Consider the following 14903-nt stretch of genomic DNA (forward strand, 5'->3'; position numbering starts at 1 on the left):
CACACCATGAAGCTTCGAATCCATGATCTTGTGTTGCTAGGCGCCGCCGTCGCGCTCGGCGCCCCCGGCTGCGGCATGGGCGAGGACGCGAGCTCAGGCGATCTCGTCGCGCCCGGGCCGCCCGCGCAGCCCGGGCCCTCCCCGGGCAACGTGGGCGTCTCCCAGGGCGGAGCGCAGGATTTCGGTCTGTTCCGCCAGCTCCTGGAGGACGGCGAGATCCCCGGGCCGGGCACGCTCGACGATGTCGGCTTCTTCGCCGAGCACAAGCTCGACTACCCGGCCGCGGACTGCGGCGAGGACGTGTGCATGCACGGCCTGCTCGGGATCATGGGCAACATGATCAGCGGGTCGCCCTGCACGCTCATCCAGATCGGGATGAACTCGCCCGTGGACCTCGGCGCGCTCGAGCGGCCGCCGCTGCACCTCGTCATCGCGGTCGACACGAGCGCCTCGATGGAGGGCGACCCGATCACCTACGTCAAGGCGGGGCTCGTCGAGATGATCGACGCCCTCGGGCCGGCGGACCGGATCTCGCTCGTGCGCTACTCGAGCACCGCCGAGGTCGTCCTCGAGCAGGCGGAGGCCTCGGACAGGGAAGCGCTCACGCAGGCGTTCGAGGGCCTCACCACCTTCGGGTCGACCAACCTCTACGAGGGGCTCTTCACCGCGTTCGCGCTCGCCGAGAGGCACCTCGATCCCGCATGGCAGAACCGCGTCATCTTCCTGTCCGACGGCGTGGCCACCGCCGGGCTCACCTCGCCCGCGCGGCTCGAGTCGCTCGCGGCGGGCTACGCGGCCATGGGGATCGGCGTCACCGCCATCGGCGTCGGCAGCGAGTTCGACGTCGACGCGATGCGCGGGATCAGCGAGGTCGGGGCGGGCAACTTCTACTTCCTCGAGGACCCGAAGGCCGTGGAGGAGGTCTTCACCGAGGAGGTGAAGACGTTCCTCGTGCCCGTGGCGCTCGACGTCGATCTCGACGTCACGCTGGGCGACGGCTACGTCGTGCGCGGCGCCTACGGCACGAACGGCTGGAGCGCCGGCGAGGGCGGCGGCACCGTGCACATCCCGAGCCTCTTCCTCGCCGGGCGGACCAGCGCCGCGGAGCCCGTCGGCTCCGGCCGGCGCGGCGGCGGCGGCGCCATCCTGCTCGAGCTGGTGCCGCGGCAGGACCAGAGCGGCGTCGACGATCCGCACGCCGTCGGCACGCTGAAGCTGTCCTGGAGGCACCCGCTGACCGGCGAAGCGCGCTCGCAAGAGGTCGACATCGACGCGCCGACCGCGCCCGACGCGCCGCCCAAGGCAGGGTTTTTCTCGGACGACACGGTCGAGAAGGGCTTCGTGATGCTGAACCTCTACGCGGGGTTCAGGCTCGCCGCGCAGCTCGCCGCCGACGCCGACCCGCGCACCGCGCGCCGCACGCTGGAGGCGCTGCGCCCGAACGTCGAGGCGTGGCTCGAGGCGAACCCGGATCCGGACGTCGAGGACGACCTGCGTTACGTCGACCTGTTCATCGCGAACCTCATCGAGGCGGAGGCGAACGTGCAGCCCTACACGCCAGCCGCCCCGCCGAACCCCTGGCCCGCCGACTGACCCCACCGCGGCGGGCGACGGCCGCCGCTGCCGCGGAGCGGGGCTCGGCGCCTCGCCCTGTTTTGCCGGGGCACGGCGCCTCGCAGCGGCGCGACCCGAGGCCCGGGACGCCCGGATGCGAGGCGCCGGGCGCCAGGGATCCACGCCGTGAGGGCCGCTGTGGGCGACGCTGTCGCCCGGCGTTCACACACGACCTATCAACGGACGATTCCACACGTACACGAGCGCTCGGTGTGTCCCGGAATTCACCGCGCGCGTCTCGACTGTGCGCAGAGGAGATGGCGCTTCCCATGGCAAGCCCCCCGTGTAGAATCTTGTGTTTACCGCTGTTGAGAAGGAAGGCTCGCCATGCGAAGAACCGGTTTTCTTGGGTTGATGGGGTTCACCGTTGGTCTGACGGCCGCGCTCCCGGCGAGCGCCGGTGTCGACGAGTGCGGCAACATCCGGTTCGAGGGGCTGTCGAACTGTGAAGTGCGCGTCACGGCCGAGTGCTCCGCGAGCTGTAGCGAGCTCGGGATCTACAAGACGGCGTGCGCCACGAAGCTCGTGCCCGTCTGCAAGACGGAGTGCTCCCTCTCCGCGACGCCGACCTGCACGGACAGCTGCACCACGCAGTGCAAGACGGACTGCGATAACGGCGTCAACGTCATCTGCTCTCACAACTGCTTCGCCGAGTGCACCACGACCCGGGACGTCGAGTGCTCCGGCGCCACCGACGCCGTGCAGTGCGCCGCGACGTGGGACGCGAACTGCGACAGCGAGTGCGACGCCCAGTGCGTGACGGTGGACGGAGGCTGCTATCAGCACTGCGTCGAGTGCTGCGGGGGCTCGTGCACGGCCGACGCGAACATGGATTGCCAGACCACCTGCCAGGACGAGATCTTCGAGGAGTGCGAGCACGAGTTCCGGGCGAACTGCGAGGGTTCCTGTAGCGGGGACGGGGCGCTCTTCTGCGGAGGCGAGTACATCATCTCCGGCTCGCAGCTCCCGGCGTGCGTGAGCGCGCTGCTCGAGCAAGGGATCGCCGTGAAGGCCGAGGCGGAGGTCACCATCGGTCCAGACGGCATCGACGGGAACCTCTCCGCCGGCATGTGCGCCTACAGCCCACGAGGCGGCGCGTCCCTCGCCGCGCCGTTCGCCGCGCTCGCCGCGGCGGCAGGCTGGTTCTCGCGGCGCCGCCGGCGCTCCTCGCGTTGACCGTCTCCCGATGATCGTGCGGAGGGCCCCCGCGGCGCTGCTCGCGCTGCTCGTGCTGTGCTCGGCGGGCTGCGCGAGCGAGGGCGCCGACGCGCTCGTGGTGGTCGGCCTGACGACGGATATGGCGGTCGGCTTCGAGCTCGACCGCGTCGAGAGCACCACGAAGGTGGATGGCGTCATCACGCGCGCCGAGAGCCGCTCGTATGGCAGGGGCGAGCTGTCGCTCCCGGCGGAGATCGCGGTCGGGCCGGCGCGTGACGGCGCGGAGATCGCGCTGACCGTCGCGGCGTTCCGCGACGGCGAGGCGTCGCCCGTCGTGACGCGGAGGGCCGCGACCCGCGCGGTCGGCGGGCGAACGCTGCTCCTGCCCGTCTCGCTCGACGAGGCTTGCTCCGCGGCTGTGTGCGCGGCCAGCGCGACCTGCGCGGAGGGGGCGTGCGTCGACCCCTTCATCGCCCCGTCCGCGCTCGCGGACCACGACCCGACGTGGATCGCGTCGGCGAGAGATGCATGCAAGACGCCGTCATCAGACCACCCGGCGGTCGTGATCGGGCAGGGCGATCGCGCGTTTGCCCCGCTGGGGGACGGCGAGGTGGTGCCGATCGAGGCGGGCCCTCAAGGGGGCCACCACGTGTGGCTCGCGCTGCGCGTGGAGGGCCTCCGTCAGGTGGGCTCGCGCCTGACGGTAGGGGGTCACTTCCCCGAGCTTGCGTTCGAGCTGCCCCCCTTCACCTCGCAGGTCACGCTGCGCAGGGCAGGGGACGCCGGCTGCGAGATCTACGGGATACGCTTTCAGGTGGATCGGGGCCTCTCGGTGGAGTCCGTGCGGGGCCGAGCGCTCGACGTCGAGATCGTCCTGGAGGACCCGGACGGCGACGTCGCGACCGCCGCGCGGCGGATCGTCATCGCGCCCTGAGGACGGAGCGCTCGCTCCGCGGAGGTCGGGATGCTCGCTCGCGCGCGTCGAGGGCTAAGCGATGGGCGTGGACGGAGCGCGGCCGGCGGCTCGCCGCCGCGCGATCGCCGCCGCGAGGCCCGCGACGGCGACCACGCCTGCCCAGCCCGCGCCCGCGCCGGCGGCGCCGCACCCGCAGCCGCCCGCGGCGCTCGGCGCGGCGCCTCCGCCGGGCACCCCGGGCTCCCCGCCCGCGCCCGCGCCGCTGTCCGCGCTCGCGCCTCCTCCTCCGCTCACCGCCGTCGCCCCGCCCGCGCCGCCCGCGCCGCTCGCTGTCGCGGTCGCGGTCGCGCTGGCGCCGCTGCCGGCGGCGGGTGAGCCGGCGTCCGGCGTGCAATCCTTGTGGCCGGTCATCAGCGCGATGCGCGGCCAGTCCGACGCGCAGAGCGCCCCCACCGCCGTGCTCGCCGCGCACTCGAGCGGGCCGCCGAGGCACGCCTGCTGGAGCAGCGGCTCGAACGTCGCGCCGCCGTCGAGCGAGAGGCCGATCGTGAAGCCGTCCAGGAACTCGCTCGCGCACGCGTAGAGGCCCGCCTCCGTCCACGCGAAGCAGCGCGGCGCGATGCCCGAGACCCGCTCGAAGGCGAGCGTCGACGACGGCGCGCGGAACACGCCGTCGACGTCGCTGCCCACCGCCACCGTCGCGCCGTCCGGCGAGATCGCGAAGGCGCGCACGAAGCCCTGCGTCTCGAACGCCGACGTGAACGACGCGCCGCCGTCGGTCGACACGAACAGCCGCCCCGGCGCGCTCGCGATCCGCACGTAGAGCACGTCGGCGTCGAGCGGATCGACCCCCGCGATGTAGGGCTCGCGCGACGTCGTGCTCCCCGGGACCGTCGCTGTCTCCCACGTCTCGCCGCCGTCGATCGAGCGCGCGAGCGCCCCCTTGACCGAGCCGCCCGCGCTCTCGAGGCCGCTCACGTACACGCGCTGCGGATCCGAGGGCGCCACGTCGACCGTGCGCGCCTGGAAGCCAGCCGGCAGCGGCGTCCCCGCGCGCGCCCAGCTCGCGCCGCCGTCGCGCGACGCCCAGAGCACGGGCCGGTCCCCCGCGGCGACCGCGACGGCGTGCGACGGGTCGCCCTGCCGGACGGAGAGATCGACCACCGCCTTCCCGGCGAGCTCCTCGGCGCCGGTCCAGGCGCAGCCGCCTTCGGCGCCGACCACGAGCCCGTCGCCCAGCGCGGCGAGCACCCGGCCGCCCGCTGCCGCCGCGATGGGCGGCGCCTGGCCGCCCGTGTCGTCGTATCCGACGGCGCCCTCGCAGATCCAGCGCCAGCTCGCGCCCCCGTCCTGCGTCGTGAGCAGGCCGTACGTCATCCGGGCCACGGCGCGCGCGGGATCCGCCGGGTCGAACACGAGCTGGTCCGCGGATGGAAAGACGCCGTTCGCGGCGGCAGGGGAGGGCAGCGACGCGAGCGCCGCGGCGAGGAGCAGGGCGGCGCGCGCCGGGCGAGATCTCGGCCGGCGGGCAGGCCAGGAAGAGCACAGCATCGAAGATCCATCCTACCGCGGCGGGCGCGGCGCGCGTCGATCATCGCCGAGCCCCACGTACTCCCGGCGCCCCGCTACACTCGCCGCCGCAATGCCGGAGCGCATCGTCGTGTCCTTTCGAGGTACTGCGGCCCTCTCGCAGCCGGACAGCACGGACGCGGTCGCGCCGTGGGCCGGCCGCCGCGGCGCCCTGCGCGCGGCGGCGCCGCCGTCGCGCCACAGGAGCGCGCCGCGCGACGTCGGCGCGGCCGCGCGCGGCGCGGAGACCTACCTCACGAGGGCGCTCGCGCTGAAGAAGCGCGCCGAGGCGCTCGGCGCCACCCTGTGCGCCTGGAGCGCGCAGACCTTCTCGTTCGAGTTCACCCCCGAGGACATCGAGGAGGCCGTGCTGCTCGCCGCGCTCGCGGCGGAGGACGCGGCCGTGCACCCCGACGCGCGCTTCGCCGCCGGCATCGCGCAGGGGGAGATGACCTACGTCGGCGAGGCGGGCCGCTTCACCGCGCTCTCCTGGGGGCAGCCGCTGCTCGTCGCCGTCATGCTCGCCCGCATCGCGCTCCCGGGCGACGTGCTCCTCGATCCCGCGCTCCCCGCCGTGCTCTCCGGCGAGCTCATGACCCTCGGACTCCACCGCGGCATCGACGGCGCGCGCCGCGTGCGCGGCCTGCGCCTCGACGCGCAGCAGCCGCTGCGCCGGCAGGTCGTCGAGAGCGTGGCGCGCCTGTGCAAGCTGCCGCTGCTCCACCGCGACGGCGAGCTCGCGGAGCTCGCCGTGCCCCCCGGCTCCCTCGCCGTCGTCCGGGCCGAGGCCGGCGCCGGCGGCTCGCGGCTGCTCCTCGATCTGCTCCGGCTCCTCTCGCCGTCGCGCAGCCTCTTCGTCGCGCCGATCGGCGCCTCGCGCGAGCCGTTCGGCGCGCTCCGGCGGGCGCTCGCGCGCGCGGCGCCGCGCACCGAGAAGGCCCGCGCCCGCGCGCCGGTGCTCCCGGATCGGCTGCAGCCCGCGCTCGCGCGGCTCCTCGCCGGCGAGGGCGTCGAGCCGTGGACCGCCGCCGAGGTGCTCGCCGCCTGGCTCGCCCCGTCCGGCGCCCGCTTCGGCCTGCTCGCCGTCGACGACGCCGCCGAGGTCGACGCCGTGAGCCTCGACGCGATCGCCATCGCGATGGAGATGGGCACCGGCCTCCGCGCCGTGGTCCGCCTCGGGCGCTCGGATCCGCTCCCCGCGCCGCTCACCGCGATCACCCCCGCCGCGGCGGTCACGCTCGGCCCGCTGCCCGCGGCGAGCGCCCAGGACCTCGTCCGCCGCCTCCTCGACGGCTGCATCGACGAGGCGGGCGCGCGCCGGTGGGCCGCGCGGGCGCCGGCCTTCCCGCTGGCGCTCCGCGAGCTCCTCTGCGAGGCCCTGGAGAGCGGCGTGCTGCGCTGGATCGGCAGGAGCGTCGCGCCGCGCCGGCGCAGCGCCGGGCGGGGCCGGCCCGCGCGCACGATGACGGGGGCCGAGCTCGCCGCGCCGCCCGCGTTCCGCCCGATCGAGGGCCGCCTGCGCCTGCTCGCGGTCGGCCCTCGCACGATCCTCACCGCGCTCGCGACGCTCGGCGGCGACGCGTCGGACGCGGCGATCGACGGCCTGTGCGACGGCACCGGCGCGCCGAAGGTCGCCTCCATCGAGCCCGCGCTGCTCGGCGCCGGCTGGGCCTTCCGCCCGGAGCCCGGGTGGCTGAAGCTCTCCTCGCGCACGCTGCGCGACGCCCTGCTCGCGGCCGTCCCGCCGGGCGAGCGCGCCGCGTGGCACCTCGCCGCGGCGCGCGTCGTCGAGGAGCACGCCGGCGTGCTCGGGCTCGCGGACGCCGCGTGGCACGCCGCGAAGGCGGGCGACCGGCGCTCCGCGGCCGAGCTCGCCGCGCGCGCCGCGCGCGCCGCCGGTGACGCGCTGCTCGAGTCCTCGGCCGCCGAGCTGCTCGCGTTCGCCGACGAGCAGGAGACCGCGAGGGAGCACCGGCTCGACGAGGCGCCGGACAGCACCTCCAGCCAGCCGCCCACCTTCCGTACGCCGATCGAGGTGGTCGGCGACGCGCCGGAGCCGGAGCGCGGGCCGCCCGCGCCCGCGGAGGAGCGCCCCGACGCGCATCGCGGGGCAGCGGACAGCGCCGCGCGATGGCGGGGCCCCGCCTCGCCGGACGACGCGCGCGGCGGCACGCTCCCGGCGCCGCGGCCGGACGACCCCCGGGCGGCGCTCGCGCACGAGGCGCCCGCGGGCTTCCTCGGCGCGACCTCGCTGGACGCGGGCCATTCGCTGGGCGACGCCTCGGGGGATCCGCTCGCGAAGACCTCGGAGTCGCCCGTCCTGTCGATGAACGACATCGCCGTCCGCCTCGCCGAGCTCGCCAGGCAGGCGCTCGTTCAAGGCGATCTCCGCACGCTGGAGCGGCTCGTGGGGGAGCTCCGCCGCACCGGCGAGCACGCCGATCTCGTGGAGCGCATGAGCGGCCTCGTCTCGCTGGGGCGCGGCGCGAAGGACGACGCGCTCCGGCGCTTCCGGATCGCCGCGGAGGTCGAGGCGTCGCCCGCGCAGCGGGCCCGGGCGCTGCTCGCGTACGGCGTCGCGCTCGCCGCCGCGGGCCGCACGGAGGGCGCCCTGCTCGAGGGGCTGAGCGCCCTCGCGCGCGCCCGCGAGGCCGAGGACCGCCGCGGCGAGCAGGCGTGCGCGCGGTTCCTGGCCCAGCTCGCGGCCGCGACCGGGCACGAGGACGCGGCCCGCGCGTGGACGCAGGTGGCGCGCCTCGCCGGCGCGGCGCCTCCCTCGTGACAGCGCATTGACAGCGTCGTCGCGGCTGTCCATACCCGCGGCCATGTCGTCCCGAGGGCCCTCCGACGAGCCGGCTCCCGATGCGGAGGCCGGCGAGGAGCGCGGCGGACCGGCGGAGCGTGAAGAAGGCGCCGAGCTGGAGGCGCGCGAGGGTCGCGCCGAGCTGGAGGCGCGTGAAGAAGGCGCCGAGCTGGAGGCGCGCGAGGGCAGCGCGGGGCCGCCGGCGCGCCCAGGCGTGAGCGCGCGCTCGATCGCCGCGCTCGTCGCGCTGGCGCTCGCGCTCGGCGCGGTCGCCGGCGTCGCGTACCAGCGCTACGCCGAGGTGCACCTGCGCGCCCTGCCGAGGGTCCCTGCCTGCGTCCGCGGGGCGCGGGTCGCGCTGCGCAGGCCGGTCGCGGCGTCCGGCACCGAGCCCCGCCAGACGGCGTCGGGCGAGACGGTCTACCTCACGCTCGGGGAAGATCGCGCCGTCGCCTGCGCCTTCCAGCTCGACGAGGCGCTCGCGCGCCGCCTCGCCGGAGCGCTGGCCGAGCAGGAGCCGGCGCCGCGCGCCGCCCGGCTGCTCGAGCTCGTGCGCGACCACGTACCGGCGGACCCGGCGCACGACCGCGCGGCCTCCGCGGCCTACATGATGGCGTCGGCGGCCATGCGCGTCCTGCCCCAGGAAGTGCCCGAGGTCCGCGCCGCCGCGGAGGAGCTCGATCAGCGCCACGCCTGCCGCTTCGCCACGCGGCGCCCGTGCCCGACGCGCCCCCCGCCGCCCGCGCTCGTGTGGCTCGCCGGCGTCCCCGCGGCGCTGAGCCTGCTCGCGCTGCTCTGGATCGGCCTCGCCGCGAGCGCCGCGCGCTACCGGCGCTGGACGGAGCGACGGGGCCGCTGATCACCGCGCGCCCGCACGCAGGCCACCGCGCGCCTCAGTCGGTCGCCTCGACGCGGAAGCTCGACTGGACCAGCCGGTGGGGCCGGGCGCCGAGGTCGGCGACGTCGAACCCGAAGCCCGCGCCCTGCTGGTGGATCCCGCCGGACGTGGCGCCGCTCGGCATCTTCACCGACGAGCTCACCGTGACGTAGACCCGCGCGCCCTTGGCGAACGCGGCGGTCATCGCGAGCGCGCGCCCGGCGAGCCGCGCCGCCGCCTCGCGCGCCACGAGCGCCCAGAGCGCGGTGGCTCCGGCCGTCGAGGACAGCGCGCGTACCCCGAGCACCAGGCCGGCGCCGCTCAGCTGCACCTCGAACACCGCGCGCGCCGTCGCGGGCGTCTCGGAGGCGCGCACCGCGTCCGCCACCACGGACGCGATCGTGCCGGCGGCGGGCAAGTCCAGCCCCAGCGTCTTGTCCCGATCGCGCATCGCCTCGCGCACCACCTCGCCGGCCCTGTCCATCGAGGTCTCGCGCGGCGCGGGCGGCGCTGTCGGCGCCGGCGGCGGCGCCGCCGCGCGATCCGGCAGCACGCCGCGCAGCTGCCACACCGGCACGCCGTCGAGCCCTGCCACGCGCGGCGGCCGCTCAGCGCTCGGCGGACCGTCGTACTCGGTCGAGGGCGCCGGGCCCTCCCGCGGCGCGCCCGCAGGCTCCGGCGGCGCCGGCGCCTCCATGTCGCGCCGCTCGCGCCGCGCCGTCCACCCGCGCCGCGTCGTCCGCCCGAGCACCGGCGGCTCCGCGTCCTCGCGCGGCCGCGCCTCGTCCGGAGATCGCGGCGGCGCGGTCTGCGCCTCGTCCTGCTCCGGCCGGAGCGGCGCGGCGGGCTCCACCTCGATCTCCACCTCGCGGCCCGCGCCGCTCGAGCGGGCCACGAGCACCGGCGCCGGGCTGCTCGCGACGCGCGCCAGCCATGGAATGGCGGCGTGGAGCAGCGTCGCTGCGAGCAGGAAGCGGGCCTCACGGGGGAGCAAGCGCGCAGCACCTTGGAGGGGGCGCGAGGGAGGTGCAAGTGCGCGTTTCATCGCCGTCGTGCTCGCTCCGGCGCCCGCTCCACACCCGCACAGCTGCGAGCACATCCCGCGCGCCCCCTCGCTTCGCGGCCCAGCGTGCTCACCTACGCGTGATCCAGCAGGACACAGAGTATTCCGGTCTCGCTTGAATCTGCGCGTACGGCACGGTTGCCGCTTGAGCTTATTACCGTGCTGGTCGATGCTCCCGCTGCCACGGCGCCTTCCAGGCTCATGGCAGGAGCAGAGACGCAGCGCGGCGCCTTCAGTGCAACGCGCTCACGGAACACGAAGCAGCGCCTGGTCAGCGAAGGCCGAGCGCTACGTCCCCGTTGCGAGGAGCTGTACCGAAATGAAGGGAAACGTGCGCGCTGACAGGTTGCCTGCGGACCTCTCGCTGACGCCCACGCCGCCGCCCGTCACCGTGATCCAGGAGCCCCTGGATGGCGGTCTTCCCCTCGACCCGCCGCCCCTCGGTGCGGCGCCTGCCCCGCAGGAGCAAGGGTTTCTCTTCGATCCGCCGCCCCTCGGCGCGGCGCCTGCCCCGCAGGGGCAAGCGCTCCTTCCGGGCCTCGATCCTGCGCTGCACGGGCCCGCGCCGCTCCACCTCGCCGGGGTCGCGCCGTACGGCAGCTGGTCCGCGCCGTCGCCGGCCGAGCGCCGCGCCCGCTGGTGGCGCGCCCTCGCGGCGTTCGCCCTCGCCGCGGCGAGCGTGATCTTCGTCGTCGCGATCGCCGCGCGCGCGATCACCGCGAGGATGCCGGGCGTCACCGCCGAGGCCTTCCGCACGATGACGCCAGTGAGCCGCGCGCTGCTCCTCGCGTCCCGCTCCGCGCGCGATGGTGCCGCGGCCAGGGTGCTCGTCGCGCCCGAGGTGTTCGCGCGCTGGCAGGGGTCGACCCCGCCGCCCGCGATCCGGCACGACGGGTACGCGTCGATCCGCGGCGGCGTGCTCTTCACGCCCGACTCGTTCACGCCCGCCGGGTCGAGCTACGACCTCCTGCTGCACTTCCACGGCAACACGCAGCTCGTCCGCGAGAGCGCCGAGGTCGCCGGGCTGAACGCCGCGGTCGCCGTCATCAACCTCGGCATCGGCTCGGGAGCCTACGAGGACCTCTACGCGCAGCCGGGCATGTACGAGAGCCTGCTCGCGGACATCGACAGGGCGCTCGCGCAGCGCGGGCTGCCGACCCCGCGGCTCCGCCGCGTCGCCCTCTCCTCCTGGAGCGCGGGCTACGGCGCGGTCGCCAAGATCCTGGAGCTCCGCCGCGGCACGGAGACGCTCGACGCGATCCTCGTCACCGACGGTATCCACTGCGGCTTCGCCCCCGAGCAGCCGAGCGGGCTCAACACGCTGCAGCTCGCCTCGTTCGCGCGCGCCGCGCAGCTCGCGGCCTCCGGCCAGCTGCTGTTCACGATCACGCACTCCGAGATCGACCCGATCGCGTACGCCAGCTCCAGCGCCACGGCCAGCTACCTGCTCGGCGCCGCGGCGGGCCACCCCGTCGAGCGGGAGCCCGCGCGGGACGCGCCGCCGCACCTGCGGCTGCGCGCGGCCGAGGGCGCCGTCTCGAAGAAGCTCGAGAAGCAGATGATCCCGACCACCGAGGCGAGCCTGGGCGGGCTCCACGTCCGCGGGTTCCGGGGCAACACGCCCGAGCACCACATGGCGCACCTGCTCCAGATGGCGTCGACCGTGCTCCCCGAGCTCGTCGAGCGCTGGAGCGAAGGCGGCGATCTCCGGCCGCAGGGCCGCTGAGCGCGCTCGCCCGCCGGCCGGGCCGCCGCGTCAGCTCCGGCTCCGGGCCTCGTCGATCCAGGCCTTGATCGCCGCCGTCACCGGGTGATCCGACCCGAGCTCCGCCTCGGCGAGCGCGAGCGCCCGCTCGTAGAGCGGCAGCGCCGCGGAGACCCGCCCCGCCGCGTGGTGGACCTGCGCCAGCCGGACCAGGGTCGGCCGCAGCGACGGGTGGGAGGCCCCGCCGAGCGCCTCCCGTGCGGCGAGCGCGCGCTCGTAAAGCGCCGCCGACTCCGCCATGTCGCCGAGCGCCTCCCGCGCGGCCGCCAGGTTGTGGAGGATCGAGGCGAGGAGCGCCCCCTCCACGGACGGGTCCGCCTCGGCGATCTCGAGCGCCCTCCGGAGCATCGCCTCCCGCTCGGCGACAGGGCGGTCCTCCTCGTGGAAGGTGGCCGCGTTGTAGAGCGCCTCCGCGACGAGCAGGTGGCGGGCGCCGAGCGCCCCCTCGCGCAGCGCGAGCGCCCGCTGGAAGAGCGGGGCCGCCTCGGCGCGCGCCCCCCGCCTGCCGAGCAGCAGGCCGAGCCGGTTCAGCAGCGCCGACAGCTGCGCCGGATCGGGGTCGCGCATGCGCTCGTACCCCGCGAGCATCCGCCGGAACAGCGCCTCGACGTCCTCGGCCTTGCCCTGGCGCTCGAGGATGGCCGCGAGCTGCTCGAGCAGCCTCGGCAGCGGTGGGTCGGCGCTCGCCCCGGCCGCCTCGGCGATGGCGATCGCCCTCGTCGAGCTGGCGCGGGCCTCGTCCAGCCGCCCCTGCGCGAGCTGCGCCGAGCTCAGCGCGTAGAGAGGCCCCGTGAGCTCGGCGTCCTCGGCGCCGTAGATCTCCTCGGCGATCCGGAGCGCCCGCGCGCACGTCGCCTCCGCGTCGGCGTGGCGGGAGCCGGCCAGCGCCGACGCCGCCTCGTCGAGTAGGCGTCGGTACTCTCTCCCCCTCCACCAGCGCCGCATGGCGCGATCGGGTCGCATCCCTCTCTACTACCTCGCCCCCGCCCGTCGGGGCGAGAACCGGCGCGGGGGGAGCGGGACGTCCGGGGGACCGCGGCGGCGGGGCGGCGCACGGACGGTTGGAGAAGGGCATCGCGCGGACGCGGAGCGGTGTAATCTGCTCGAAGGATCTCGTGGCGCGAAGGTGGGATGCGGACGCTCGATGCCAGCAACTGGCGGTTCCCGTGGATCGGGGCTATGGCGCAACACGCATGGTGCAGCGCCTCCCGCAAGGCCCCCCGCGTGGCCTCCGGTACGGGGACATCGGCCTCGCGAGCGGGGCGATCGCGGAAAGGTCGCCAAGGACTTTTCTTCCGTTTAGACTGCCCCGACGGCCCCACGCGTCGAAGCCCCCCACGGTCATGAGGTCCAAGCTCAAGCATCGCGAGGCATCGACAACGAGGGGAGGGCTCGCCCGCGCCCGCACGGGGAAGGCGACGGAGTTCATATGAGTGCCAACGAAAACGTCGTCGATGAAGTAGCGCGCAGCGAGCCGATCGATCCGTTGCTCGGAAAGGTGCTCAACAGCAAGTTCAAGATCCTGTCCATGCTCGCCACGGGCGGCATGGGCACGATCTATCGCGGCGAGCAGATCCCGCTCGGGCGCCCGGTGGCGATCAAGGTCTTGATCCCGAACCAGGCCTCGCGGCAGCTCGACCCGAACTTCCACAAGCGCTTCTTCCTCGAAGCGAGCATCCTCGCGCGCCTCCAGCACCCGAACATCGTCACCGTCTTCGACTACGGCCGCATCGAGGCCGACGATCAGGACCGGTTCTTCATGGCGATGGAGTTCCTCGAGGGCGAGACGCTCTTCCGGCGCGTGCGCCGGCAGGGGCGCCTGCCGCCGCCCGAGGCCATGCGCATCGCCCGGCAGATCGCGCGCGGGCTGCGCGAGGCGCACAAGCACGGCGTCGTCCACCGCGACCTCAAGCCGTCGAACATCATGCTCGTCTCCAACGAGGACTCGGAGGAGGCGGTCAAGATCCTCGACTTCGGCCTGGTGAAGCAGCTCGGCGACGACTCGGAGGAGCTCACGCAGCAGGGCGCGTTCCTCGGCTCGCCCCGCTTCATGTCGCCCGAGCAGATCTCGCACGGCAAGGTCGATCTCCGGACCGACATCTACTCGCTGGGCGTGATCCTCTACCAGATGCTCTGCGGGAAGGTCCCGTTCGAGTCCGAGAAGTCGATCCAGATCCTGATGGCGCACCTCCAGCAGCCGGTGCCGCGCATGAAGGAGCGGAACCCGGACGTCGACATCCCGGAGCCGCTCGAGGCGCTCGTGATGCGCTGCCTCGCGAAGGATCCGGACGGCCGGCCCGCGACGATGGACGCGCTCATCCAGGGCCTCGGCGAGTGCGCGCGCGGCATGGGCGTGACGACCGCCTTCGGCGGCACGCAGATCACGTCGTTCGAGTCGCTGCCCGGCGTGCAGATCTCGTCGCGCTCGTCCACGATGCAGGCGCTCAAGGAGGCGGTCACGCTCCCGGCGCCGTCGACGGACGACGAGGCGAGCGGACGCACCTCCGGCGTCGGGACGGGCCCCGGCGGCGTGGCGGCGGCCTCGGCGAACACGGCGAAGGACGGGGCGGGCGCGCAGGCGGCGCGGCCCGGCGGGCGCAAGGCGGTGATCCTCGCCGCCATCGGCGCGGTCGTCGTGGCCGCGGTCGTGTTCGTGATGACGCGCAGCTCGGCGGAGAGCGTCGCCACGACGCCCCCGCCCACGCCCGGGCCCGCGCCGACCGCCGCGCCCACCGACCACAAGGGCGCGCCCTCGTTCATGCTCATCATCGAGTCGATCCCGCCGGGCGCCGAGGTCCTCGAGGACGGCAAGTCGCTCGGGCAGACGCCGCTCCAGCTCTCGATCGAGAACGAGCTGGTGCGCGCGACGCCTCGCCGGCTGACGCTCCAGAAGGAGGGCTTCCAGCCCTACTCCATCGTCCAGGGGCCGTCGGAGATGTCGGTGCAGACCGTCGCGCGCCTCGCGCAGGCGGCGGCGCCGGCGAAGACGGATGAGCAGCCGTCGCAGGGCTCGGGCGGCCGGCGGAACTGGGGCCGCACCGCGCCCCGCACGGCTCCGACCCAGCCCACGTCGAAGCCGACCACGACGGAGCCCTCGGCGCCCTCCATCCGCATCGACCGGTAACGCTCCGGATCGAC

Annotated in this window: 10 protein-coding genes; 7 read left to right on the forward strand and 3 right to left on the reverse strand. The window is 75.2% G+C overall.

All coding sequences use genetic code 11. The annotated features are described in order from the left end of the window. Positions 1–6: 6 nt before the first annotated feature. The 3 genes from WME89_RS03570 to WME89_RS03580 all read left to right on the forward strand — a co-directional run bounded on the left by WME89_RS03570 (position 7) and on the right by WME89_RS03580 (position 3706). Positions 7–1593, forward strand: coding sequence for a vWA domain-containing protein (locus WME89_RS03570; RefSeq protein ID WP_438007860.1), 1587 nt, complete (start codon positions 7–9; stop codon positions 1591–1593). A 348-nt stretch (positions 1594–1941) separates the two neighbouring features. Further along, positions 1942–2790, forward strand: a complete 849-nt coding sequence (locus WME89_RS03575; protein ID WP_438007861.1) for a hypothetical protein — start codon at positions 1942–1944, stop codon at positions 2788–2790. A 10-nt stretch (positions 2791–2800) separates the two neighbouring features. Further along, complete coding sequence (locus WME89_RS03580) at positions 2801–3706, forward strand: hypothetical protein (RefSeq protein ID WP_438007862.1); 906 nt, start codon at positions 2801–2803, stop codon at positions 3704–3706. A gap of 54 nt (positions 3707–3760) precedes the next feature. On the opposite strand, the gene WME89_RS03585 is transcribed toward WME89_RS03580, so the two are convergent. Next, positions 3761–5239: a WD40/YVTN/BNR-like repeat-containing protein gene (locus WME89_RS03585; RefSeq protein WP_438007863.1), complete on the reverse strand. Its 1479-nt coding sequence runs from the start codon at positions 5237–5239 to the stop codon at positions 3761–3763. A gap of 109 nt (positions 5240–5348) precedes the next feature. On the opposite strand from WME89_RS03585, the gene WME89_RS03590 reads away from it, so the two are divergent. Together WME89_RS03590 and WME89_RS03595 are read left to right on the forward strand one after the other, a co-directional pair. Further along, a complete protein-coding gene (locus WME89_RS03590; RefSeq protein ID WP_438007864.1) occupies positions 5349–8039 on the forward strand; it encodes a hypothetical protein in 2691 nt (896 codons plus the stop codon). 43 nt (positions 8040–8082) lie between these two features. After that, on the forward strand, positions 8083–8919 hold the full coding sequence (locus tag WME89_RS03595) for a hypothetical protein (protein ID WP_438007865.1): 837 nt from the start codon (positions 8083–8085) through the stop codon (positions 8917–8919). Between the two features lie 34 nt (positions 8920–8953). Here WME89_RS03595 and WME89_RS03600 read toward each other — a convergent pair whose 3' ends face one another. After that, positions 8954–9931 carry a hypothetical protein gene (locus WME89_RS03600; protein ID WP_438007866.1) on the reverse strand — a complete coding sequence of 326 codons (978 nt, stop codon included), beginning with the start codon at positions 9929–9931 and terminating at the stop codon, positions 8954–8956. 388 nt (positions 9932–10319) lie between these two features. On the opposite strand from WME89_RS03600, the gene WME89_RS03605 reads away from it, so the two are divergent. After that, on the forward strand, positions 10320–11726 hold the full coding sequence (locus WME89_RS03605; protein ID WP_438007867.1) for a hypothetical protein: 1407 nt from the start codon (positions 10320–10322) through the stop codon (positions 11724–11726). Between the two features lie 30 nt (positions 11727–11756). On the opposite strand, the gene WME89_RS03610 is transcribed toward WME89_RS03605, so the two are convergent. Then, positions 11757–12728, reverse strand: a complete 972-nt coding sequence (locus WME89_RS03610; protein ID WP_438007868.1) for a tetratricopeptide repeat protein — start codon at positions 12726–12728, stop codon at positions 11757–11759. A 466-nt stretch (positions 12729–13194) separates the two neighbouring features. Here WME89_RS03610 and WME89_RS03615 point away from each other — a divergent pair, with 466 nt between their 5' ends. Then, complete coding sequence (locus WME89_RS03615; protein ID WP_438007869.1) at positions 13195–14889, forward strand: serine/threonine protein kinase; 1695 nt, start codon at positions 13195–13197, stop codon at positions 14887–14889. The last annotated feature ends 14 nt before the right edge of the window (positions 14890–14903 follow it).

This window comes from Sorangium sp. So ce321 (genome assembly GCF_051530195.1).
Lineage (GTDB): Bacteria > Myxococcota_A > Polyangia > Polyangiales > Polyangiaceae > Sorangium.